The organism is Citrobacter sp. Cf088 (genome assembly GCF_030334295.1).
Lineage (GTDB): Bacteria > Pseudomonadota > Gammaproteobacteria > Enterobacterales > Enterobacteriaceae > Citrobacter > Citrobacter freundii.
The window spans coordinates 123,263-145,397 of the sequence record NZ_JAOWEE010000057.1; the positions used below are offsets into that span (position 1 = coordinate 123,263).

Genomic DNA, 22,135 nt, shown 5'->3' on the forward strand with positions numbered 1-22,135 from the left:
ACCAGAGGCGATATCGGGACAAATGTCTCCGAAAGCGCTTGTGAAGTGCGCTATCATCCCACCCCACGCCGCAGAATGCATCGCCATTTTTGTAAAACAATTTCTGCAAAGCTCTGAAGGGCGGGAAAAGTCAGGTTGCGGAGAATAACAGCCTGTCATGGGGTGTCAATGGGAGAGAAGCCCTTCGGCAGAAAAAACAGTGCTTTCACTCTCCGTCGTGCCATACAGCCCGGCTGTTAAGTACTTTCAGAACCGCAAAATCGTCGCAAAAATCAATCGCGCTCCAGCAACCTTGTTCGACGCGAAAATGCCACATTGCTGCTGCCGGCATGGACAACAAACGGGCGATCAACACGCTCAATACACCCTGATGGCTCACCACCAGCAGGTTTTGGCACATTTTGTAATCATCGAGTTGAGCAATGAAGCGTTCCACGCGCAGGGAAAATGCCTGAAAACCTTCGCCATTAGTGGGCGTCGCGTTCTGCCAGTCGTTACACCACACGGCGTAGTTTTCGGCGTCTTCGCGCGCCAGATCGCGATGGTGGCGCATTTCCCAGTCGCCAAAAAACATCTCATTGAGCTCAGGCATGTTACGCACAGGAATCTCGCGATCGCCTAAGATCAACTGCGTTGTATGGCGGGCGCGCTCCAGCTCGCTGCACAGAACGTTGTCGACAGGCACATCGCGTAACAGCGTACTCAGCGTTTGCGCCTGAGCTATTCCCCGTTCTGTTAGTGGTGTGGGAGCGTGGCCGCTATATAAACCCGCGACGTTGGCTTCAGTTTCGCCATGACGTACCAACCAGAGTCTCATTTTTTCCTCTTGGGGTTATTCGCACAAAACATGATGTTTGCCCTGATTGTGCAGAGATTTTTCACTAAAATACCTTTTTTTACGTGGAGCGGCACGATGTCTTTATTGAAGAGCGCGCATGGTGGTAATACCCGAGAAGCCGCCGAACTGTTGGGCGTCTCGCCTGAGCAATTGCTGGATTTTAGCGCGAATATTAATCCGCTGGGTATGCCAGCAGGTTTAAAACGCTCAATTATCGACAATATGGACTGCGCGGAGCGTTACCCGGATGTCGATTACGCGCAACTGCATGCAGCGTTGGCGGAGCATCATCAGATTCCGGCCTCGTGGATCCTGGCCGGAAACGGTGAGACCGAGTCTATTTTTACCCTGGTAGATAGCCTGAAGCCACGTCACGCGATGATCGTGACGCCTGGGTTTGCTGAATATCGTCGGGCGCTGCAATGGGGAGACTGTACGATCCATGAGTTTGCGCTGCGCGAAGACGATGGCTGGCAGCTTACCGATGCGATCCTCGATGCGTTAACTCCAGAGCTGGACTGCCTGTTTCTCTGCACGCCCAACAACCCCACCGGGTTACTACCGGATAACCGCCTGCTACGTGAGATTGCCTTACGTTGTGAGCGGCTTGGGATCAATCTGATCCTTGATGAAGCGTTTATCGATTTTATTGCCGGGGAGCCGGGGTTTATTCCGCTACTTCGGGATAACCCGCATATTTGGGTGCTGCGCTCGCTCACCAAGTTCTATGCGATACCGGGGCTGCGTCTGGGGTATCTGGTCAACAGTAACGAGCAGGCCGTTGTACAAATGCGCAGCCGACAAATGCCGTGGTCAATTAATGCGTTTGCTGCTCTGGCTGGCGAGATTATTTTACGCGACAGCGCTTATCAGCAGGCGACGTGGAAATGGCTGGAACAAGAGGGAGCGCGGTTTGAGCAGCAGCTACAAAACCTGCCCGGCCTGACGGTGTATCCCGGCCAGGCAAATTATCGTTTATTACGCTGCGATCGCGCGGATATTGATTTGCAACGGATGTTGCTGGAACAGCATGTCTTGATTCGCAGTTGTGCCAATTACCCTGGGTTGGACGCGCGTTATTACCGAGTTGCTGTTCGCAGTCAGGAAGAAAATGACCGCCTGCTGGCGGCATTAAACAACACGCTTAGCGGTACAACCCCTGCTGATTAATATAGTCAAGCACTGCGCCTGGCATCAGGTCGTCGCACGGCTCGCCTTTTTCCAGTCGCTCGCGAATGAGCGTGGCGGAGATGTTGAACCACGGCGTTTCGGCCAGGTAGATTTTCCCGCAAGGCAGGTTGTGCAGGTCATCCGGCGAATGAGTCAGGTGATCTTCCAGCCATTGCTGGTGCTTTTCCTGCGTCATTTCGAGAGGATAACCTGGACGTCGGCATACGATGAGATGGGTATTATCCAGAATCGTGTGGTAGTCGTGCCAGGAAGGGAAGGTCAGCAGCGAATCCTGACCAATGATAAACGCTAACGGCACATTCGGGCCTTGTTCCTCGCGCCACTCTTTTAGCGTTTGCGCGGTGTAGGAGGCCGTGTCGCGTTTCAGTTCGCGTTCATCCAGGGAAAACAGCGGTTTATCAGCAATGGCCAGTTCAACCATGCGCTTACGTTGCTCACCGGACGCTTCAGGCTGCGCACGATGCGGCGGCACGTTATTGGGCATGATGATGACCCGGGAAAGACCAATCAGATTCGCCAGAATTTCAACCGGTTTAAGATGACCATAATGCACCGGATCAAAGGTGCCGCCGAACAGAGCCTGCAATGATTTCATATCAACCATCAATAAAAACATCGGCCAGTGATTTATGGCAGAGCAAAAGGGACAGTCCCTCAAGTTCCGCCCACACTGACTGACCATAGTCTTGTTTAAGCGTAATTTCTGTACGCGTTAACAGCGTTACCGCCTGACGCAGCTGCGCCGGGTTCAGCCGGTTTAGCGCATCACCCATCATGCCCCGGCGATTTTGCCACACCCGGTGTTTATCAAACAACGTGCGCAAGGGGGTATTCGCCGACTGCCGTTTTAGGTTGACCAGCAACAGCAATTCACGCTGTATCGTACGCAGCAAAATAACCGGCTCACTGCCTTCCAGACGTAGCTGTTGCAGAATGTGCAGCGCGCGTTTGCTTTTGCCCATCAGCAGCGCATCCACCCAGTGGAACGGGGTAAAGTGCGCCGCATCGTTAACGGCTTTTTCTACGCGAGGCAGCGTTAGTTTGCCATCAGGCCAAAGCAATGCTAACCGTTCCAGCGCTTGCGCCAGTGCTAACAGGTTACCTTCATAGCAATAGCACAACAGCTGATTGGCTGCGTCATCCAGTTGCAGGTTATTGAGTTTAGCCCTCGCGGCGACCCAACGCGGGAGCTGTGCTTGCTCCGGCGTCTGGCAGCTGACCTGCACCGCATTATTGGCAAGTCCGGTATACCATGCGGCGTTTTCCTGCGCTTTAGTCAGCTTGTTACCACGAACAATCAGCAGCAGGTCGTTATGTAGCAGTGTGACGAGTGAAGCGAGCTGTTCGTTAATGGCGGCATTGGGGCCATTTTCAGGCAGTTGCAGGAGCAGGGTTTGACGGTTGGCAAACAGGCTCATCGCCTGGCAGAGTGAAAAAATCTCTCCCCAGTCGGTGCTGTTGTCTAGAGTGAAGGCGTGGTGTTCTTCGAACCCTTGTGTGGCAGCAGCCTGACGGATGGCATCCTGGCTTTCCTGCAATAAGAGGGGATCGTTACCTAAGAGCAAATACGCCGCGCGCAGCCCTTCATTGAGCTGTGCGCGGAGTTGTTCAGGGTACAACTTGAGCATCAGTTACCCAGCGTGGTGGAGACACGCGCCGGAGATGACGCAGGCTCTGCGGCTTTTGTCGCAGCTGGCTTAGCATCATCATCAGCATTGGATGACAGAGTATCAGCCAGATGTACGCTTGGCAGCTTACGAATTAACTGTTCAGCCGCTTTGTCATACATCTCTTTTACGATCATCTCCTGCTCGTTATCCTTCGCCAGTGCAGCCTGTGGGTTGTCAAAGAACGAACGATAAACTTTTGCGCTGATAGGGTAAATATCATGTCCTGGAATCAGCACGGTAGCGCTTACGGACATCACCATCTGGTATTCAGCCGTTTGACCGTTCTGGAATACCGACGCCGTATCCTGCGAAATGCTGACCGCGCCAAGACGTAAAGACGTCACATCTTTACGCATTGTACCGTCTTCAAGCAGCGTCACACCGTTCAGACGCAGCTGGTTACGGACCGCACGGCTTAACGGGCCGTTCGGATCGCCAGAGTTCAGGATCATGGTTTTCATTGAGGGTGGAACCTGAGTAGTACTACGCAGATGCCAGCCACACCCGGCGGTGACAAGCACCGCCAGAGATAACAACAATGTTGTCAGAAGTCGCACGCTTCCTCCCGCGCTTAGCCAACGACCAGATTGAGGAGTTTACCCGGTACATAAATCACTTTACGTACGGTAACGCCATCAAGATATTTTGCCACCAGATGCTCCTGGCCAGCACGTTCACGAACCTGTTCTTCTGTCGCATTTACCGGAACGGTAATTTTGCCACGGACTTTACCGTTCACCTGAACAACAACCAACGTCGAGTCTTCAACCATTGCGGCTTCGTCAGCTACCGGCCACGGTGCGTTGTCGATATCGCCTTCACCTTTCAGCGCCTGCCACATCGTGAAGCAAACGTGTGGGGTGAACGGGTTCAGCATGCGAACGACGGCCAGTAACGCTTCCTGCATCAGGGCTCTGTCTTGTTCGTCTTCCTGCGGTGCTTTCGCCAGCTTGTTCATCAACTCCATAATCGCCGCAATTGCGGTGTTAAAGGTCTGACGACGGCCGATATCATCGGTCACTTTAGCAATGGTTTTGTGCACGTCGCGACGCAGCGCTTTTTGGTCTTCGCTCAACACATCAACGTTCAGTTCAGCTACATCACCTTTGGAGGTATGTTCGTAAACCAGCTTCCAGACACGTTTCAGGAAGCGGTTCGCCCCTTCAACGCCGGATTCTTGCCATTCCAGCGTCATATCAGCCGGAGAAGCGAACATCATGAACAGACGTACGGTGTCGGCGCCGTAACGTTCAACCATAACCTGCGGGTCGATACCGTTATTTTTCGACTTGGACATTTTGCTCATGCCGGTATACACCAGTTCATGGCCTTCTGCGTCCTGAGCTTTGACGATACGACCTTTCTCGTCGCGCTCAACGATGGCATCAACCGGAGAAACCCAGTTACGCTCACCGTTTGCACCAACGTAATAGAACGCATCGGCCAGCACCATACCCTGGCACAGCAGCTGTTTAGCCGGTTCGTCAGAGTTGACCATACCCGCATCGCGCATCAGCTTGTGGAAGAAGCGGAAGTAGAGCAGGTGCATGATGGCGTGTTCAATACCACCAATGTAGATATCAACCGGAAGCCAGTAGTTTGCAGCTTCTGGATCCAGCATCCCTTCGTTGTACTGCGGGCAGGTGTAGCGCGCGTAGTACCAGGAGGATTCCATAAAAGTATCGAAAGTGTCGGTTTCGCGCAGTGCAGGCATGCCGTTAACGGTGGTTTTTGCCCACTCCGGATCGGCTTTGATTGGGCTGGTAATACCATCCATAACCACGTCTTCCGGCAGAATAACCGGCAACTGGTCTTCTGGCGTCGGCAGTACGGTACCGTCTTCCAATGTCACCATCGGAATCGGCGCGCCCCAGTAACGCTGACGGGAAACACCCCAGTCACGCAGACGGTAGTTCACTTTACGCTCACCCACGCCAAGAGCCACCAGCTTGTCAGCAATGGCATTGAAGGCTGCTTCGAAGTCGAGGCCGTCAAACTCACCGGAGTTAAACAGCACCCCTTTTTCGGTCAGAGCTTGTTCGGACAGATCCGGCTCTGCGCCTTCAGCGGTCAGAATTACAGGCTTGATGGTCAGGCCATATTTAGTCGCAAACTCGTAATCGCGCTGATCGTGCCCCGGAACGGCCATGACTGCGCCCGTACCGTATTCCATCAGGACGAAGTTTGCTGCCCAAACCGGGATCTCTTCGCCAGTCAGCGGGTGAACGGCTTTAAAGCCCGTGTCGACGCCTTTCTTCTCCATGGTTGCCATTTCGGCTTCAGCAACCTTGGTGTTGCGGCATTCGTCAATGAAGGCGGCCAGTTCCGGGTTATTTGCAGCGGCTTTCTGCGCCAGCGGGTGACCTGCGGCAACGGCCAGATAGGTCGCACCCATAAAGGTGTCCGGACGGGTTGTGTAAACGGTCAGCGTGTTGTCGTAATCGTTCACATCGAAGGTGATTTCTACGCCTTCAGAACGGCCAATCCAGTTGCGCTGCATCGTTTTCACGGTGTCAGGCCAGTGATCCAGGTTATCCAGGTCACGCAGCAGTTCGTCAGCGTAAGCGGTGATTTTGATGAACCACTGCGGGATCTCTTTACGCTCGACTTTGGTATCACAACGCCAGCAGCATCCGTCGATAACCTGTTCGTTCGCCAGTACGGTCTGGTCATTCGGGCACCAGTTGACCGCAGACGTTTTCTTGTACACCAGGCCTTTTTTGTACAGCTCGGTGAAGAATTTCTGTTCCCAACGGTAATATTCCGGGGTGCAGGTCGCCAGCTCACGGCTCCAGTCGTAACCGAAACCCAGCATTTTGAGCTGGTTTTTCATGTATGCGATGTTGTCGTACGTCCACGGTGCTGGTGCGGTGTTGTTTTTAACCGCAGCACCTTCTGCAGGCAGACCGAACGCATCCCAGCCAATTGGCTGCAGTACGTTTTTGCCCAGCATGCGCTGGTAGCGGGCGATCACGTCACCGATGGTGTAGTTACGTACGTGGCCCATGTGTAGTCGACCAGAAGGATAGGGAAGCATAGACAGGCAGTAATACTTCTCTTTGCTCTCGTCTTCGGTAACTTCAAATGTGCGCTTCTCATCCCAGTGAAGCTGTACTTTGGATTCTATCTCTTCCGGGCGGTATTGCTCTTGCATGGCAGCCAGTGGTCCTGTTTTCAATACAGCTACAAACGTAGCTCTAGATGTGGTGTTTCAGATCCGCATAGCATAGCCCAAACGCCCGCGCCAAAACAGCCTTTCGCGCATTCAGCGTTGAATTCCCGCAAGGATAATTCTTGCACGAATTTACACACTCTGTGGACAGTCTTGCAAAGCGTAGCGTAAATAACGTCTATTATTATAGACAGTTAACGACCCAGGAGGCGAAGCGATGAACAAGGTTGCTCAATATTACCGTGAACTGGTAGCTTCACTGAGCGAACGTCTGCGTAATGGCGAACGCGATATCGATGCGTTGGTGGAGCAGGCGCGTCAACGAGTTATGCAGACCGGGGAGTTAACGCGAACCGAGGTGGAAGAGCTCACTCGGGCCGTCAGACGTGACCTGGAAGAGTTTGCTCTGAGCTATGAAGAAAGTCTCGATGAGGAGACAGACAGCGTCTTTATGCGGGTTATCAAGGAGAGTATCTGGCAGGAGCTGGCCGATATTACCGATAAAACGCAGCTCGAATGGCGCGAAGTGTTCCAGGATCTCAGTCATCACGGTGTTTATCACAGCGGCGAGGTGGTCGGATTAGGTAATCTGGTCTGCGAGAAGTGCCACTTCCATTTAGCGGTTTACACCCCGGATGTGCTGCCGCTGTGTCCGAAATGCGGACACGATCAGTTTCAGCGCCGACCGTTTGAACCGTAATTGCTTATTGCCGGATGGCGACGCAAAGCGTCTTATCCGGCCTACAAATTGCACGATTTTGTAGGCCGGCTAAGCGTTAGTGCCATCCGGCGTGTATTAGGCGTAAAACTTCAGCCGTTCTGCCAGCAAATCGACAAATCCCTGGCGATCAACATCCACCATCACGGTGGCGTTTGGCTTATTGCCGCTCAGGAAGTAGTAGTCCACCACGGTCATTCCCTGGGTATATTTACCCTGAGTTTCCACGCCAACCCAGCGTTCAACGGTGGTAAACAGTTCAGGTTTCAGCAGCCAGGCAATGGTGCATGGGTCATGTAGCGGTGCACCGATGAATCCCCATTTTTCATCTTTGTGATATTCAAAGAAGAAATCGAGTAGTTCAGCAACGATCGTCGAAACAGGATTGCCGATAGCGCGGAACTGCTCGGTATCTTCACGATGTATTTGTGCTTTATGCGTGACGTCCAGCCCGGCCATCACCACCGGAATACCCGACTGGAATACGATCTCCGCGGCTTCGGGATCCACAAAGATGTTGAACTCGGCGGCGGGTGTCCAGTTTCCGAGGCCCATTGCACCACCCATAATCACGATACGGTCGATTTTGGCGTGCAGTCCAGGATGGCTATTCAGTAGCAATGCCACGTTAGTTTGCGGCCCGGTGGAGACAATCGTCATCGGTTCCGGGCTTTCACGCAGGGTTTTCGCCATCAGTTCCACAGCGGTACAGTCTTGTGGCGCAAAAGTGGGTTCCGGCAGCGCCGGACCATCCAGCCCACTCTCGCCATGGACGTTATCGGCGATAATCAGATCGCGCATCAGTGGTTTCATAGCGCCACCGGCGACGGGAATATCCGTACGCTTGAGCAACGTCAGCATGCGCAATACGTTACGCAGCGTTTTGTCGGGAGTCTGATTCCCGGCTGACGAGGTTATCGCTTTCACATCCAGTTCAGGTGAGGCGAGGGCGAGAACAATTGCGATAGCGTCGTCATGACCTGGATCGCAATCAAACAGGATCGGAAGTGCCATTGTTGCTCCTTGTAAGTGGGACTTTGTGACAAGGTTAACGCTGGGCTGTATGTGTTTCGAGAGGCGAAGGAATAAAGCGTGAGGTGGCGCGCACATGGAGATGCGCGCCAGCAAGATTAGTGCAGGATTTTCGCGAGGAAGTCTTTGGCGCGGTCCGATTTCGGATTAGCGAAGAACTCTTCTTTCGGTGAGTCTTCAACAATTTTTCCTTCATCCATGAAGATCACCCGGTTCGCCACTTTACGCGCAAAGCCCATTTCGTGGGTTACCACCATCATGGTCATCCCTTCATTGGCCAGTTCAACCATAACGTCCAGTACTTCGTTGATCATTTCAGGATCAAGCGCCGATGTCGGTTCGTCAAACAGCATGGCGATAGGATCCATACATAGTGCCCGGGCGATAGCGACACGCTGTTGCTGGCCCCCGGAGAGTTGGGCCGGGAACTTCTCGGCATGTGCTGACAGACCAACGCGTTCCAGTAACTTTTGCGCTTTGTCGCGGGCCGGCTTTTTATCGCGCTTAAGCACTTTTACCTGCGCCAAAGTAAGGTTCTCAATGATCGACAGATGCGGGAACAGTTCAAAGTGCTGGAACACCATACCAACACGAGAGCGCAGTTTGGCCAGATCGGTTTTTTTATCATTCACCACGGTACCATCAACGGTGATGACGCCCTGTTGCACCGGCTCCAGCCCGTTCACCGTTTTGATAAGCGTTGATTTACCTGAACCTGACGGGCCGCAAACCACCACCACTTCACCTTTTTTCACTTCCGTGGAGCAGTCGGTCAGCACCTGAAAGTGACCATACCATTTAGAAACATTTTTCAGGGTAATCATTAAACTGTCCTTTTCTTCAAATAGCTGACCAACAACGATGCGCTCAGACTGAATACAAAATAAACGGCGCCAGCAAACAGGATCATTTCAACCTGTGTGCCGTCACGCTCGCCAATGGTGGAGGCGGTACGGAAGAAGTCTGCCAGACTCAATACATAGACCAGCGAGGTATCCTGGAATAGTACGATGCCCTGGGTCAGCAGCAGTGGTACCATCGCGCGGAAGGCCTGTGGCAGAATGATCAGCTTCATCGACTGCCAGTGTGTCATCCCCAGCGCCAGCGCGGCGCTGGATTGCCCACGAGAAATACTCTGGATACCGGCACGGATAATCTCGGAATAGTACGCAGCTTCAAACATCGAAAACGCGACCATCGCTGAGATCAGGCGAATATCGGTTTTAGGCGACAGACCCAGTACGTTTTGCAAAAAGCCGGGCACAATCAGGTAGAACCACAGCAGCACCATGACCAGCGGAATAGAACGAAATACGTTGACGTAGCCTTTCGCAAACCAGGCAATCGGCGCGAAGCTGGACAGACGCATTACTGCAAGGATGGTTCCCCAGACAATACCAATGACGACTGCCGTAACGGTGATTTTCAGGGTGATGATCAGCCCGTCCAGCAGATACGGCAGGGAAGGGACGATAGAACTCCAGTCAAATTCGTACATTATTTGCCTCCCAAATTGCCAGGCAGGCGGATTTTGCGTTCGACGAGATTCATCACCAGCATGATGACGGCGTTAATCAGGACGTAGGCCAGCGTGATGGCGGTAAACGATTCCCATGCGTGGGCGGAGTAATCCAGTAGTTTTCCCGCCTGCGCCGCCATATCGACCAGGCCGATGGTGGAGGCGATCGCGGAGTTCTTCACCAGGTTCATCATCTCTGAGGTCATTGGCGGAACAATCACGCGGTATGCGTTTGGCAGCAGCACATAGCGGTAGGCCTGCGGCAAAGTCAGCCCCATCGCCAGCGCGGCGTTTTTTTGCCCGCGAGGCAGGGACTGAATCGCGGCGCGAACCTGCTCACAGACGCGCGCGGCGGTAAACAGCCCCAGACAAAGCATGGATGAGAGGAAGAACTGAATGTTGGGATCCAGTTCCGACTTGAACCACATGCCAATGTTTTCCGGCAGCAGTTCAGGAATGACCAGATACCAGGTAAAGAACTGAACGATGAGCGGAACGTTACGAAACAGCTCAACGTATAGCGTGCCGATCCCGGAAAGGAAACGATTTGGGACGGTACGTAAGATGCCGAATAAAGAGCCTATGAGGAAAGCGATAATCCAGGCAGTGATAGATAACGCGACCGTGACCTGGAAACCACTCCAGAGCCAGCCGAGATAGGTGGTGTTGCCGAACGGGGCCTGTTGTAAAAAAATACCCCAGTTCCAGTCTATAGACATAAATCTACTCCAGAAAAAAAAGGGTAGCAGCGCTACCCTCGAAGATTGTTATTCGGCGTTTTGCGGTTTTCAGGCCTGATGGGGAACGACCATCAGGCTTATAGTCTGTCCGTGCCGAGTAACAATCGAGAGGGAGGGGAAGCCTCCCATTTATTTTAGTTAGTTAAGCGCTTTATCATTCGGTTCTTTGAACAGGGCTTTCATCTCGTCTGACAGTTCGAAATTCATGTTCAGGTTCTTCGGTGGAATTGGATTTTTAAACCACTTATCAAACCATTTCTCAGCTTCGCCTGAGGTCTGCGCCTTGGCGATAGTGTCGTCCATCAGCTTTTTGAACTCAGGGTCATCTTTACGCAGCATGCAGCCGTAGGCTTCCTGAGATTGTGGCTTGCCAACGATCTCCCAGTTGTCTGGTTTCTTCGCTTTCGCGCGTTCGCCAGCCAGCAGGGCGTCATCCATCATAAAGGCAACAGCACGACCGCTTTCCAGAGTACGGAAAGAGTCACCATGGTCTTTCGCGCTGATGATGCGCATATCCATTTTTTGTTCTTCGTTCAGCTTGTGCAGCAGCACTTCTGATGTGGTACCTGAAGTCACGACCACGGCTTTGCCTTTCAGGTCAGCGAAATCTTTGACGTCGCCGCCTTTTTTCGCCAGCAGACGGGTACCGACAACGAAAATGGTGTCAGAGAAGGCTGCTTGTTTCTGGCGCTCGACGTTGTTGGTGGTGGATCCACATTCAAAGTCGAAGGTGCCGTTTTGCAGCAGCGGGATACGGTTTTGTGAAGTAATCGGGATCAGTTTTACCTGCAGATCGGGCTTGTTCAGCTTTTTCTTCACCGCTTCAACGATCGCGTTGGAGTAATCCTGTGAATAACCGACCACTTTTTGCTGATTATCGTAGTAAGAAAACGGTACCGATGATTCACGGTGACCGACAACGATCACGCCATTTTTGGCGATCTTATCCAGCGTGCTGCCTGCCGCGGGTGCTGCGTCTTCTGCGTGCGCCAGACCGGCGGACATTCCCATGACCAGCATGGCAGTGGCGAGCTTACGTAATTGCATATCCAACTCCTTTATCGTCTGCGCCAGGGACGCATTGATACCCATTGTGATGTTGTTATTGTTTGCTACTAAAACGTGCAGTCTTGTATGTGTTTGTTAACATTTAGTTTGGATGAATGTAAAGAATTTGCTGTGTTATTGTTTATTTTTGCGAAGTGCGCCGCACCATTTGGGGGCAAAAATATCTTGTTGCACTTTTCAGGTGCTACCGGCGCTCAACTTTGGTGCGACCAGGTTGCACATTCAGCCAAAACAGCGTTTGCCTTGTAGAACAAAGCAATAGACGTGCCAGAATGGGATGTGGGAAATGTTTGTGGGCCGGATAAGCGAGGCGTTATCCGGCCGGGGAAGGAAGGTTACTTACGACGTTGACGCAGGCTCATGACCACCGCACCAAAGCCAAACAGTGCAGTCAGCAGCCAGAGCGGCCAGTTACCGGTACGGGCATAAGGGGTCAGGCCCGTGGTTGGCGTCACGCTGGTGGTCAGAACCTGACGGGTAAACTGCGGGATCATCGCCTGAATCTCACCCTGAGGACCAATCACCGCCGTAATACCATTGTTGGTGCTACGCAGCAGGGGGCGCGCCAGCTCAAGGGAACGCATCCGCGCCATCTGGAAGTGCTGCCACGGGCCAATGGACTTACCAAACCAGGCATCGTTGGAGATAGTCAGCAGGTAGTCCGTATCCGGACGGAAGTTATCCCGAACCTGTTCGCCAAGAATGATTTCGTAGCAAATGGCAGCGGTCAGCTTAAAGCCGTGTGCATGCAACTGTGGCTGTACGTACGGGCCACGGCTGAACGAAGACATTGGCAGGTCAAAGAACGGCGCTAACGGTCGCAGGATTGATTCCAGCGGGACAAACTCGCCAAACGGTACCAGATGGTTTTTGTTGTAGCGGTTGCTGGAGTCGTAGCTGTATGGACTGTCTTTACCCAGTGTGATGATGGTGTTGTAGGTGTCGTAACGATTCTGCTTGTTCAGACGCGCGTCCACGATACCGGTAATTAGTGTGCTGTTTTTCGATTTCAGCAGGTCATCCATCATGCTCAGAAAACGCTGTTGGTTAATTTCCAGATCCGGAATAGCAGATTCTGGCCAGATGATTAGCTGTGATTTGCCCATCTCGGGTTGGGTGGCGTCGAGATAAATCTTCAGGGTGTTGAGTAACTGACCTTCATCCCATTTAAGCGACTGCGGAATGTCGCCCTGCACCATCGAGACCTGGGTGGTTTTTTCCGGCTCAAGCGTGTACCACTGGATATAGCGCAGTGGAAAAGGCAGAGCAAAGAGCACGAGTGCGACAACCAGCGGCTTCCAGTTACGTCTCACCAGCGCCAGCGCCAACAGGCCGCTAACCATCATCAGCAGGAAGTTAATCGCCTCAACGCCCATTACCGGCGCCAGCCCCTTTAACGGACCGTCGATCTGGCTATAACCGAACTGCAACCACGGGAAGCCGGTCAGTACCCAACCGCGCAGGAATTCCGTGATTTGCCAGACTACCGGCGCGGCAATTGACACCCGTAGCCAGGTGGTTTTCGGCCACAAGCGCGCCAACACGCCGGCAAACAGACCGGTGTAGAGGGAAAGGTATGCGGCAAGCAGAACCACGAGGAAAATGTTAACCGGGCCGGGCATACCGCCAAACTGCGCGATACTGACGTAAACCCAGTTGATGCCTGAGCCAAACAGTCCCAGCCCCCAGAAGTAGCCGATAGCGGCAGACTGGAGCGGACGGCGGTTGAAGGTGAGAGCCTGCAGGCCCATCAGCGAAACAATCGCAGCGGGCCAGATGTCATACGGTGAGAAAGCCAGTGTCCCGCAGGCACCGAATAATAACGCCAGCAGCAGGCGAATGCGCTGGCGTTCAATTAATGGGGCAAATGCCATGTAGTCTTAGATCCAGTTTCGGGTTTATTCGTCCAGTTTTGGCTGGGGTGAGTCGTCCGGAATTCTGACATGAACCTGAATAATACGGCGGCTGTCGGCCATTGCCACTTTAAACTGGTAACCATCAATGTCGATAGTTTCCCCACGCGCGGGCAGATGACCAAAGGCCTGCATGACCAGCCCGCCAATGGTATCGACTTCTTCGTCGCTAAAGTGGGTCCCGAAAGCTTCGTTGAAGTCTTCAATCGGCGCCAGCGCGCGAATAGTCCAGGTGTGGCGACTGAGCTGACGGAAATCAATATCGTCTTCTTCGTCGTACTCATCTTCAATTTCACCGACAATCAGTTCAAGGATGTCCTCAATGGTCACCAGACCTGAGACACCGCCAAACTCGTCGATGACGATAGCCATATGATAACGCTGGGAGCGGAACTCTTTCAGCATGCGGTCAACCCGCTTGCTTTCAGGTACGACAACCGCCTGGCGTAACACTTTCTCCATGCTGAAGGCTTCGGCATCGCTGCGCATAAACGGCAGCAAATCTTTGGCCATCAGAATCCCTTCAATGTGATCCTTGTCTTCGCTAATCACCGGGAAACGCGAGTGAGCAGACTCGATAATGACATCGAGACATTCGTCCAGGGTCTGGTTGCGTTTCAGGGTAATCATCTGGGAGCGAGGGATCATGATGTCGCGCACGCGTTGGTCCGCAATATCCATTACCCCTTCGAGCATATCGCGCGTATCTTCATCGATAAGGTCGTTTTGCCCGGAATCACGGATCAGCTCCAACAGTTCGTCGCGGTTTTTCGGTTCACCGTGGAAAAGTTGGCTCAGTAACAGGGAAAAAAATCCCTTTTTGCTGTTTAAGGTGTCACTACTGTGTGAATTGTCGTCGCTCATGGCGTCGTATGGGTTCTCATGTTAGTTAATACAAAGCGCGTCATGCGTATACTCAGCTGTTGACGGCATGTTTTGCCTGATGGCGCTACGCTTATCAGGCCTATGAAAGGCATGAATGTAGGCCGGATAAGGCGCAAGCGCCGCCATCCGGCAAGCTACTATTCTGCAATCTTCTCGGCAATGTACGGATCCTCATAGCCCAGAGCAAGCATAATCTCTGTTTCGAGGGATTCCATTTCTTCCGCTTCATCGTCTTCGATATGGTCGTAGCCGAGTAAATGCAAGCTTCCGTGCACCACCATGTGCGCCCAGTGGGCCTCAAGCGGCTTACCTTGTTCCTGCGCTTCTTTCTCGACGACCTGACGGCAGATGATCAAATCACCCAGCAGCGGCATCTCAATGCCCGGCGGGGCTTCAAACGGGAAAGAGAGCACGTTGGTGGATTTATCTTTCCCGCGATAGGTCAGGTTGAGCTCATGGCTTTCCGCGTCATCGACCAGACGAATGGTTACTTCAGACTCTTCCTGAAACTGCGGGATCACCGCATCCAGCCACCCCTGAAACTGGCTTTCTGTGGGTAAACCGGATTCGTCTTCACATGCCAGCTGTAAATCGAGAATAACCTGACTCATTTTTGTTCCTGCTCCTGAGCTTCGCGCTTGCGTTCTGCAGCCTGCTCGGCTTTACGTTTCTGTTCTGCTTCTTCCCAGGCTTCATACGCCGTGACGATACGAGCCACCACCGGATGGCGAACCACGTCTTCGCTATGGAAGAAATTAAAACTAATCTCGTCGACGTCAGCCAGTACTTCAATGGCATGACGCAGACCGGACTTGGTACTACGCGGCAGGTCAATCTGGGTGATATCGCCGGTGATGACCGCTTTGGAGTTAAAGCCGATACGGGTCAGGAACATTTTCATCTGTTCGATGGTGGTGTTCTGGCTCTCATCAAGAATGATGAACGCATCGTTTAACGTACGGCCACGCATATAGGCCAGCGGCGCAACTTCAATGACGTTACGTTCAATCAGCTTTTCAACCTTCTCAAAACCGAGCATTTCGAACAGCGCGTCATACAGCGGTCGTAAATAGGGATCGACTTTCTGGCTGAGATCACCCGGCAGGAATCCCAGTTTTTCGCCCGCTTCCACTGCCGGACGGGTCAGCAGAATACGACGGATCTCCTGACGCTCAAGCGCATCAACCGCAGCGGCAACGGCGAGATACGTTTTACCCGTACCCGCAGGGCCAACGCCAAAGGTGATGTCGTGGTCGAGGATATTTGCAATGTACTGTGCCTGGTTCGGCGTACGCGGCTTAATTACTCCGCGCTTGGTCTTGATGTTCACCGCTTTGCCAAATTCAGGCACGCTGTCTGCGCTTTGCTCAAGCACACGCGCTTCTTTGATCGCCAGATGAATTTGTTCAGGCTCGATGTCCTGCGTCTGACCGCGCATTGGGGCGGTATCGACGTACAGACTACGTAAAATATCTGCCGCAGCGGTGACGCAAATTGGGCGGCCGGTCAGTTTAAAGTGGTTATCACGGCGGTTAATTTCGATGCCGAGGCGACGTTCCAGCTGTTTGATGTTGTCATCAAATGGGCCGCAAAGGCTCAACAGGCGGGCGTTGTCTGCGGGTTCAAGGGTGATTTCGCGAGTGTCTATGTTCAAACTGTTCCTCTTATGCATGTCTCGCCGGACGCTGAACATTTACCGGCATCTAAGGAAATTATTCACGCCATGGGGGAAAGGCGCAAGCATTGCAATAAATATGGGGATGCCAGGGCTGATTACAAGGCCCGTCGGGACAGCGAGCCCAGAAGTGTAGGCCCGATAAGTGTAGCGGTATCGGGCCTTTTTTACGTCTTTCAGCAGGATTAAGGCTGATAAATACCAACACCCAGATCGTTTTCTTTGCGGGTACGCGCAATGACCGATTCAGGGGATTCTGCGATGCGCAGGCCCATTTCGTCTTCGGTACGCACCACTTTGCCGCGCAGGGAGTTCGTCCAGACATCGGTAATTTCAACATCCACAAACTTACCGACCATATCCGGGGTACCTTCAAAGTTCACCACGCGGTTATTTTCGGTACGCCCTGACAGTTCCATAATGCTCTTACGCGATGTGCCTTCAACCAGGATGCGCTGGATCGTACCAACCATACGACGGCTCCAGGCCATAGCTTGCTGGTTGATACGCTCCTGTAGAATGTACAGACGCTGTTTCTTCTCTTCTTCTGGTACGTCATCAACCATATCGGCGGCAGGGGTGCCAGGACGCGCAGAGAAGATAAAGCTGTAGCTCATGTCAAAATTGACGTCAGCGATCAGCTTCATGGTCTGCTCGAAATCCTGCGTGGTTTCACCTGGGAAGCCAACGATGAAGTCGGAGCTAATCTGGATATCCGGACGCGCAGCGCGCAGTTTGCGGATAATCGCTTTGTATTCCAGCGCCGTGTGGGTACGTCCCATCAGGTTCAGTACGCGGTCTGAGCCGCTCTGTACCGGCAGGTGCAGGAAGCTCACCAGCTCTGGCGTATCGCGATAAACTTCAACGATATCATCGGTGAATTCGATCGGATGGCTGGTGGTGAAGCGGATACGATCAATGCCGTCGATCGCTGCTACCAGACGCAGCAGATCGGCAAAGGATCCGATCGTGCCGTCGTAGTTTTCACCACGCCAGGCGTTCACGTTTTGCCCCAGCAGGTTCACTTCACGCACGCCTTGGGCTGCCAACTGGGCGATTTCAAACAGAATATCATCCGCCGGACGGCTGACTTCCTCACCGCGGGTGTAGGGAACCACGCAGTAAGTACAATATTTATTACAACCTTCCATGATGGACACAAACGCGCTTGGACCTTCAGCACGCGGTTCCGGCAGGCGGTCGAACTTTTCGATCTCCGGGAAACTGATATCAACCACCGGGCTACGGGTCGTGCTTCCACGCACTTTGTTGATCATTTCCGGCAGGCGATGCAGCGTTTGCGGCCCAAAAATAATATCGACGTAATGCGCGCGCTGGCGAATATGATCGCCTTCCTGAGACGCAACACAGCCACCGACCCCAATGATGAGCTTGGGATTTTTCTCTTTTAACAGTTTCCAGCGGCCCAGTTGATGGAACACTTTTTCCTGAGCCTTCTCACGGATTGAGCAGGTATTCAGCAGCAGCACATCCGCTTCTTCCGCCACGTCAGTCAGTTGATACCCATGAGTGGCATCCAGCAGATCGGCCATCTTCGATGAATCGTATTCGTTCATCTGACAGCCCCAGGTTTTAATATGGAGTTTTTTGGTCATCGACTTGCTCTTGCGAAATTGTGGCTGAAATGCAGGGCGCATAGTGTACTGCTTTGGCGCGGTTGTGACCAGTATGACGGATGTCAGCCTCAAGGGGTAAAAAATCCTGTAAACTTACACAATACATGTAACTGGAAAATTGACCATGACAAATCAACCAACGGAAATTGCCATTGTCGGCGGGGGGATGGTCGGCGGCGCGCTGGCGCTAGGACTGGCGCAGCATGGATTTACGGTAACGGTGATTGAACATGCCGTTCCCGCGCCGTTTGTGGCTGATGGACAGCCTGATGTCAGAATTTCGGCCATTAGCTCCGCCTCCGTGTCGTTGCTGAAAGGGCTGGGCGTCTGGGATACGGTTCAGGGAATGCGTAGCCATCCTTACCGTCGTCTGGAAACATGGGAATGGGAAAATGCCCATGTGATGTTTGATGCCGCCGAGCTTAAGCTGCCTTTGTTGGGCTATATGGTGGAGAACACGGTCCTGCAACAGGCGCTCTGGCAGGCGCTGGAAGTTCACCCTAAAGTTACGCTGCGCGTGCCGGCGTCGCTTCTCTCTTTGCATCAACATCACGATCGGCATGAACTTGAACTGGCAGATGGTGAAAAAATCAGCGCGAAGCTGGTCATCGGCGCGGATGGTGCCAATTCTCAGGTGCGGAAAATGGCCGGGATTGGCATTCATGCCTGGCAGTATGCGCAGTCCTGTATGTTGATTACCGTGCAATGCGAGCATTCGCCGGGAGACAGTACCTGGCAGCAATTTACCCCTGACGGTCCGCGCGCGTTTTTACCGTTGTTCGATAACTGGGCCTCGCTGGTGTGGTACGACTCACCAGCTCGCATCCGCCAATTGCAAGCGCTGAATATGCCGCAACTGCAGGCGGAGATCGCTAAACATTTCCCTTCACGACTCGGTAACGTTACGCCTGTGGCGGCGGGGGCATTCCCACTTACGCGTCGTCATGCGCTGCAGTATGTGCAACCGGGGCTGGCGTTGGTAGGTGATGCCGCGCATACCATTCACCCACTGGCGGGGCAGGGCGTTAATCTGGGTTTTCGTGATGTCGATGCGTTGATTGATGTGCTGGTGAATGCGCGTAGCTACGGTGAATCCTGGGCCAGTCAGCCGGTGCTCAAGCGTTATCAGAATCGCCGTATGACTGACAATTTCATCATGCAAAGCGGTATGGATCTGTTCTACGCCGGATTCAGCAATAACCTGCAGCCGCTGCGCATCATGCGTAATCTCGGGCTCATGGCCGCAGAGCGCGCTGGCGTACTGAAACGTCAGGCACTGAAGTATGCGTTAGGGTTGTAGCTCGAGTGGTGCCTGATGGCGCTACGCTTATCAGGCCTACAAGTCATGTAGGCTTGGTAAGTCTTGCCATCACCCGACGTTAGAAAAGCAAAAAGCTCGCCGAAGCGAGCTTTTTTAATATGGCTGGGGTACGAGGATTCGAACCTCGGAATGCTGGTATCAGAAACCAGAGCCTTACCGCTTGGCGATACCCCAACGGGTGCACCCACAAAGTGGACGACTTTTTGAAATTGGCTGGGGTACGAGGATTCGAACCTCGGAATGCTGGTATCAGAAACCAGAGCCTTACCGCTTGGCGATACCCCAACAATTTTTTGGATTTACCGAACGAGTCGATACGTCCTTAATATGGTGGCTACGACGGGATTCGAACCTGTGACCCCATCATTATGAGTGATGTGCTCTAACCAGCTGAGCTACGTAGCCAGATACTATCATATTCTTCGATGGCTGGGGTACCTGGATTCGAACCAGGGAATGCCGGTATCAAAAACCGGTGCCTTACCGCTTGGCGATACCCCAATGACCGTTGCGGTGAACCGCTATATCGAAGAAAAAATGGCTGGGGTACCTGGATTCGAACCAGGGAATGCCGGTATCAAAAACCGGTGCCTTACCGCTTGGCGATACCCCATCCGTGCAACGCTTACGGGTGAATGGTGCGGGAGGCGAGACTTGAACTCGCACACCTTGCGGCGCCAGAACCTAAATCTGGTGCGTCTACCAATTTCGCCACTCCCGCAAAAAAAGATGGTGGCTACGACGGGATTCGAACCTGTGACCCCATCATTATGAGTGATGTGCTCTAACCAGCTGAGCTACGTAGCCATCTTTTTTTTCGCGTAACCTTATCGGCGTTGCGGGGCGCATTATGCGTATTGAGCCTTGAAGCGTCAACCCCTTTTTCATTGAAAATAGCTGGAATGTGACTGTTTGGTTAGGTTGCGAACAGCATGACGCAATATTCGGCAATTATTAGTTATTAATTGTTTTTTTGCACAGAAAACAGACATAAAAAAAGAGCCCCGCTGGGCCCTTTTCTAAGGATTACTTATTTATAAGCAGACTGGTGTACGCCAACCGCACGACCAGACGGATCGTTCATGGTTTTAAACGCTTCATCCCATTCGATCGCTTTAGCGGAAGAACAGGCTACAGACGGCCCGCCAGGTACGCATTCCGCAGCGCTCGCAACCGGGAACAACTCTTCGAAAATTTCACGGTACAAATACGCTTCTTTAGATGATGGCGTGTTGTATGGGAAACGGAAGCTGGCGGTTTCCAGTTGTTGGTCAGAAACTTGTTCAGCAGCGACTTCTTTCAGTGTATCAATCCAGCTGTAACCAACACCGTCAGAGAACTGCTCTTTCTGACGCCATGCGACGCTTGCCGGCAGGTAGGACTCAAAACATTCGCGCAGAACGTGTTTTTCCATTTTGCCGTTGCCGCACATTTTGTCCTGCGGGTTGATGCGCATCGCCACATCAAGGAATTTCTTATCCAGAAACGGCACGCGTGCCTCCACGCCCCAGGCTGACATCGCTTTGTTGGCACGGGCGCAGTCGAACATATGCAGTGCCTGCAGCTTGCGCACGGTTTCTTCGTGCAGTTCTTTTGCATCTGGTGCTTTGTGGAAATAGAGATAACCGCCAAATACTTCGTCCGAACCTTCGCCCGACAGCACCATTTTAATGCCCATCGCTTTAATTTTACGCGACATTAAGTACATTGGCGTCGAGGCGCGAATCGTCGTGACATCGTAAGTTTCGATGTGATAAATAACGTCGCGGATAGCATCCAGACCTTCCTGCACGGTGAAGTGGATCTCGTGGTGCACGGTACCCAAATGGTTCGCCACCTCTTGTGCAGCTTTCAGATCAGGAGCGCCTTCCAGGCCGACGGCGAAGGAGTGCAGCTGTGGCCACCAGGCTTCGCTACGTTCCTGATCTTCAACACGGCGTGCCGCGTATTTTTTTGTGATCGCGGAAATGACGGATGAATCCAGACCGCCGGACAGCAGTACTCCATAAGGAACATCTGACATCAGGTGGCTTTTCACCGCATCTTCCAGCGCCTGGCGCAGCTCGTTTTTATCGGTAACGTTGTCTTTGACTGCATCGTATTCAAACCAGTCGCGCTGGTAGTACTGACGAATTTCACCGTCTTTACTCCACAAATAACTACCGGCCGGGAATTCTTTGATTGTGCGGCAGACAGGAACCAGCGCTTTCATTTCAGACGCAACATAGAAGTTACCGTGTTCGTCGTAACCCATATACAGCGGGATGATCCCAATATGATCGCGACCGATCAGATACGCGTCCTGCTCGCTGTCATACAGGGCAAAGGCAAACATGCCTTGCAGATCATCCAGAAACTCTGGGCCTTTTTCCTGATACAGCGCGAGGATAACTTCGCAGTCGGAACCGGTCTGGAACTGATAGCGATCGCCGTACTCAGCGCGCAGCGCCTGGTGGTTATAAATTTCACCGTTAACCGCCAGGATATGCGTTTTCTTCACGTTGTACAGCGGCTGAGCACCGGCGTTGACGTCGACGATGGACAGACGTTCGTGTGCCAGAATGGCGTTATCACTGGCGTAAATACCCGACCAGTCCGGGCCGCGATGGCGCATCAGACGAGACAATTCCAGGGCTTTTTTACGCAGTTCAACTGCGTCAGTTTTAATATCGAATACGCCAAAAATAGAACACATAACCTTCTCCGTTAACCTGTTGCGTGATGCTTTTTATGTTTGCTTGATAAAGAAAATGCCG

General features: G+C 52.8%; 19 protein-coding genes and 7 tRNA genes. 3 read left to right on the forward strand and 23 right to left on the reverse strand.

The annotated features are described in order from the left end of the window. Positions 1 to 205: 205 nt before the first annotated feature. A complete protein-coding gene (locus OGV71_RS21595; RefSeq protein ID WP_016149777.1) occupies positions 206 to 817 on the reverse strand; it encodes an adenosylcobalamin/alpha-ribazole phosphatase in 612 nt (203 codons plus the stop codon). Between the two features lie 96 nt (positions 818 to 913). On the opposite strand from OGV71_RS21595, the gene cobD reads away from it, so the two are divergent. Continuing rightward, on the forward strand, positions 914 to 2,008 hold the full coding sequence (gene cobD / locus OGV71_RS21600) for a threonine-phosphate decarboxylase CobD (RefSeq protein WP_204583892.1): 1,095 nt from the start codon (positions 914 to 916) through the stop codon (positions 2,006 to 2,008). On the opposite strand, the gene nadD is transcribed toward cobD, so the two are convergent. The 4 genes from nadD to leuS are packed head-to-tail and all read right to left on the reverse strand — an operon-like array spanning position 1,983 to position 6,853. Beyond that, positions 1,983 to 2,624: a nicotinate-nucleotide adenylyltransferase gene (gene nadD, locus OGV71_RS21605; protein WP_003022738.1), complete on the reverse strand. Its 642-nt coding sequence runs from the start codon at positions 2,622 to 2,624 to the stop codon at positions 1,983 to 1,985. The genes cobD and nadD overlap by 26 nt on opposite strands. A gap of 1 nt (position 2,625) precedes the next feature. Further along, the gene (holA, locus tag OGV71_RS21610; RefSeq protein WP_003022740.1) at positions 2,626 to 3,657 is read right to left on the reverse strand and encodes a DNA polymerase III subunit delta; all 1,032 of its coding nucleotides are present in this window, start codon (positions 3,655 to 3,657) and stop codon (positions 2,626 to 2,628) included. Further along, positions 3,657 to 4,256, reverse strand: coding sequence for an LPS assembly lipoprotein LptE (gene lptE, locus OGV71_RS21615; protein WP_003022742.1), 600 nt, complete (start codon positions 4,254 to 4,256; stop codon positions 3,657 to 3,659). Before lptE ends, holA begins: the two co-directional genes overlap by 1 nt. 14 nt (positions 4,257 to 4,270) lie before the next feature. Continuing rightward, the gene (leuS, locus tag OGV71_RS21620) at positions 4,271 to 6,853 is read right to left on the reverse strand and encodes a leucine--tRNA ligase (RefSeq protein WP_048998184.1); all 2,583 of its coding nucleotides are present in this window, start codon (positions 6,851 to 6,853) and stop codon (positions 4,271 to 4,273) included. A 235-nt stretch (positions 6,854 to 7,088) separates the two neighbouring features. Here leuS and OGV71_RS21625 point away from each other — a divergent pair, with 235 nt between their 5' ends. Then, positions 7,089 to 7,571: a zinc ribbon-containing protein gene (locus tag OGV71_RS21625; protein WP_003022748.1), complete on the forward strand. Its 483-nt coding sequence runs from the start codon at positions 7,089 to 7,091 to the stop codon at positions 7,569 to 7,571. A gap of 96 nt (positions 7,572 to 7,667) precedes the next feature. On the opposite strand, the gene rihA is transcribed toward OGV71_RS21625, so the two are convergent. The 10 genes from rihA to miaB form a co-directional block, all read right to left on the reverse strand. Next, positions 7,668 to 8,603: a pyrimidine-specific ribonucleoside hydrolase RihA gene (rihA, locus tag OGV71_RS21630; protein ID WP_204583890.1), complete on the reverse strand. Its 936-nt coding sequence runs from the start codon at positions 8,601 to 8,603 to the stop codon at positions 7,668 to 7,670. A 116-nt stretch (positions 8,604 to 8,719) separates the two neighbouring features. Continuing rightward, on the reverse strand, positions 8,720 to 9,445 hold the full coding sequence (gltL, locus tag OGV71_RS21635; protein ID WP_003022754.1) for a glutamate/aspartate ABC transporter ATP-binding protein GltL: 726 nt from the start codon (positions 9,443 to 9,445) through the stop codon (positions 8,720 to 8,722). Then, on the reverse strand, positions 9,445 to 10,119 hold the full coding sequence (gene gltK, locus OGV71_RS21640; protein WP_003022757.1) for a glutamate/aspartate ABC transporter permease GltK: 675 nt from the start codon (positions 10,117 to 10,119) through the stop codon (positions 9,445 to 9,447). The genes gltL and gltK overlap by 1 nt, the downstream gene beginning before the upstream one ends. After that, entirely contained in the window at positions 10,119 to 10,859 is a 741-nt protein-coding gene (gene gltJ / locus OGV71_RS21645; RefSeq protein ID WP_003022759.1) for a glutamate/aspartate ABC transporter permease GltJ, read from the reverse strand. Before gltJ ends, gltK begins: the two co-directional genes overlap by 1 nt. A 159-nt stretch (positions 10,860 to 11,018) precedes the next feature. Then, the gene (gene gltI, locus OGV71_RS21650; protein ID WP_003022762.1) at positions 11,019 to 11,927 is read right to left on the reverse strand and encodes a glutamate/aspartate ABC transporter substrate-binding protein GltI; all 909 of its coding nucleotides are present in this window, start codon (positions 11,925 to 11,927) and stop codon (positions 11,019 to 11,021) included. A gap of 356 nt (positions 11,928 to 12,283) precedes the next feature. After that, a complete protein-coding gene (gene lnt / locus OGV71_RS21655; protein WP_204583888.1) occupies positions 12,284 to 13,822 on the reverse strand; it encodes an apolipoprotein N-acyltransferase in 1,539 nt (512 codons plus the stop codon). Between the two features lie 24 nt (positions 13,823 to 13,846). Further along, complete coding sequence (gene corC / locus OGV71_RS21660; RefSeq protein ID WP_003022770.1) at positions 13,847 to 14,725, reverse strand: CNNM family magnesium/cobalt transport protein CorC; 879 nt, start codon at positions 14,723 to 14,725, stop codon at positions 13,847 to 13,849. A 158-nt stretch (positions 14,726 to 14,883) separates the two neighbouring features. Then, positions 14,884 to 15,357, reverse strand: a complete 474-nt coding sequence (gene ybeY / locus OGV71_RS21665) for an rRNA maturation RNase YbeY (RefSeq protein WP_003022773.1) — start codon at positions 15,355 to 15,357, stop codon at positions 14,884 to 14,886. Next, positions 15,354 to 16,400: a PhoH family protein gene (locus OGV71_RS21670; RefSeq protein WP_192474639.1), complete on the reverse strand. Its 1,047-nt coding sequence runs from the start codon at positions 16,398 to 16,400 to the stop codon at positions 15,354 to 15,356. Before OGV71_RS21670 ends, ybeY begins: the two co-directional genes overlap by 4 nt. A gap of 206 nt (positions 16,401 to 16,606) precedes the next feature. Next, positions 16,607 to 18,037: a tRNA (N6-isopentenyl adenosine(37)-C2)-methylthiotransferase MiaB gene (gene miaB, locus OGV71_RS21675; protein WP_048219325.1), complete on the reverse strand. Its 1,431-nt coding sequence runs from the start codon at positions 18,035 to 18,037 to the stop codon at positions 16,607 to 16,609. Between the two features lie 145 nt (positions 18,038 to 18,182). On the opposite strand from miaB, the gene ubiF reads away from it, so the two are divergent. Continuing rightward, positions 18,183 to 19,358, forward strand: a complete 1,176-nt coding sequence (gene ubiF, locus OGV71_RS21680; RefSeq protein WP_204583886.1) for a 3-demethoxyubiquinol 3-hydroxylase — start codon at positions 18,183 to 18,185, stop codon at positions 19,356 to 19,358. A 120-nt stretch (positions 19,359 to 19,478) separates the two neighbouring features. On the opposite strand, the gene OGV71_RS21685 is transcribed toward ubiF, so the two are convergent. The 8 genes from OGV71_RS21685 to asnB all read right to left on the reverse strand — a co-directional run bounded on the left by OGV71_RS21685 (position 19,479) and on the right by asnB (position 22,074). Next, positions 19,479 to 19,553 (reverse strand) — tRNA-Gln (locus tag OGV71_RS21685). A 36-nt stretch (positions 19,554 to 19,589) separates the two neighbouring features. Next, a tRNA-Gln gene (locus OGV71_RS21690) sits at positions 19,590 to 19,664 on the reverse strand. Between the two features lie 43 nt (positions 19,665 to 19,707). Then, positions 19,708 to 19,784: transfer RNA gene (locus tag OGV71_RS21695), tRNA-Met, on the reverse strand. A 21-nt stretch (positions 19,785 to 19,805) separates the two neighbouring features. Then, positions 19,806 to 19,880, reverse strand: a tRNA-Gln gene (locus OGV71_RS21700). 37 nt (positions 19,881 to 19,917) lie between these two features. Then, a tRNA-Gln gene (locus tag OGV71_RS21705) sits at positions 19,918 to 19,992 on the reverse strand. A gap of 23 nt (positions 19,993 to 20,015) precedes the next feature. Beyond that, positions 20,016 to 20,100, reverse strand: a tRNA-Leu gene (locus OGV71_RS21710). Between the two features lie 9 nt (positions 20,101 to 20,109). Further along, positions 20,110 to 20,186 (reverse strand) — tRNA-Met (locus tag OGV71_RS21715). Between the two features lie 223 nt (positions 20,187 to 20,409). Then, a complete protein-coding gene (gene asnB, locus OGV71_RS21720) occupies positions 20,410 to 22,074 on the reverse strand; it encodes an asparagine synthase B (protein ID WP_003835552.1) in 1,665 nt (554 codons plus the stop codon). Positions 22,075 to 22,135 lie beyond the last annotated feature (61 nt).

Coding starts and splice junctions, on each gene's coding strand:
- ubiF (WP_204583886.1), top strand. CDS start 18,183: ATGACAAATCAACCAACGGAAATTGCCATTGTCGGCGGGGGGATGGTC.
- nadD (WP_003022738.1), bottom strand. CDS start 2,624: ATGAAATCATTGCAGGCTCTGTTCGGCGGCACCTTTGATCCGGTGCAT.
- gltL (WP_003022754.1), bottom strand. CDS start 9,445: ATGATTACCCTGAAAAATGTTTCTAAATGGTATGGTCACTTTCAGGTG.
- gltJ (WP_003022759.1), bottom strand. CDS start 10,859: ATGTCTATAGACTGGAACTGGGGTATTTTTTTACAACAGGCCCCGTTC.
- gltI (WP_003022762.1), bottom strand. CDS start 11,927: ATGCAATTACGTAAGCTCGCCACTGCCATGCTGGTCATGGGAATGTCC.
- corC (WP_003022770.1), bottom strand. CDS start 14,725: ATGAGCGACGACAATTCACACAGTAGTGACACCTTAAACAGCAAAAAG.
- asnB (WP_003835552.1), bottom strand. CDS start 22,074: ATGTGTTCTATTTTTGGCGTATTCGATATTAAAACTGACGCAGTTGAA.
- ybeY (WP_003022773.1), bottom strand. CDS start 15,357: ATGAGTCAGGTTATTCTCGATTTACAGCTGGCATGTGAAGACGAATCC.
- holA (WP_003022740.1), bottom strand. CDS start 3,657: ATGCTCAAGTTGTACCCTGAACAACTCCGCGCACAGCTCAATGAAGGG.
- OGV71_RS21625 (WP_003022748.1), top strand. CDS start 7,089: ATGAACAAGGTTGCTCAATATTACCGTGAACTGGTAGCTTCACTGAGC.
- miaB (WP_048219325.1), bottom strand. CDS start 18,037: ATGACCAAAAAACTCCATATTAAAACCTGGGGCTGTCAGATGAACGAA.
- cobD (WP_204583892.1), top strand. CDS start 914: ATGTCTTTATTGAAGAGCGCGCATGGTGGTAATACCCGAGAAGCCGCC.
- gltK (WP_003022757.1), bottom strand. CDS start 10,119: ATGTACGAATTTGACTGGAGTTCTATCGTCCCTTCCCTGCCGTATCTG.
- lnt (WP_204583888.1), bottom strand. CDS start 13,822: ATGGCATTTGCCCCATTAATTGAACGCCAGCGCATTCGCCTGCTGCTG.
- rihA (WP_204583890.1), bottom strand. CDS start 8,603: ATGGCACTTCCGATCCTGTTTGATTGCGATCCAGGTCATGACGACGCT.
- leuS (WP_048998184.1), bottom strand. CDS start 6,853: ATGCAAGAGCAATACCGCCCGGAAGAGATAGAATCCAAAGTACAGCTT.
- OGV71_RS21595 (WP_016149777.1), bottom strand. CDS start 817: ATGAGACTCTGGTTGGTACGTCATGGCGAAACTGAAGCCAACGTCGCG.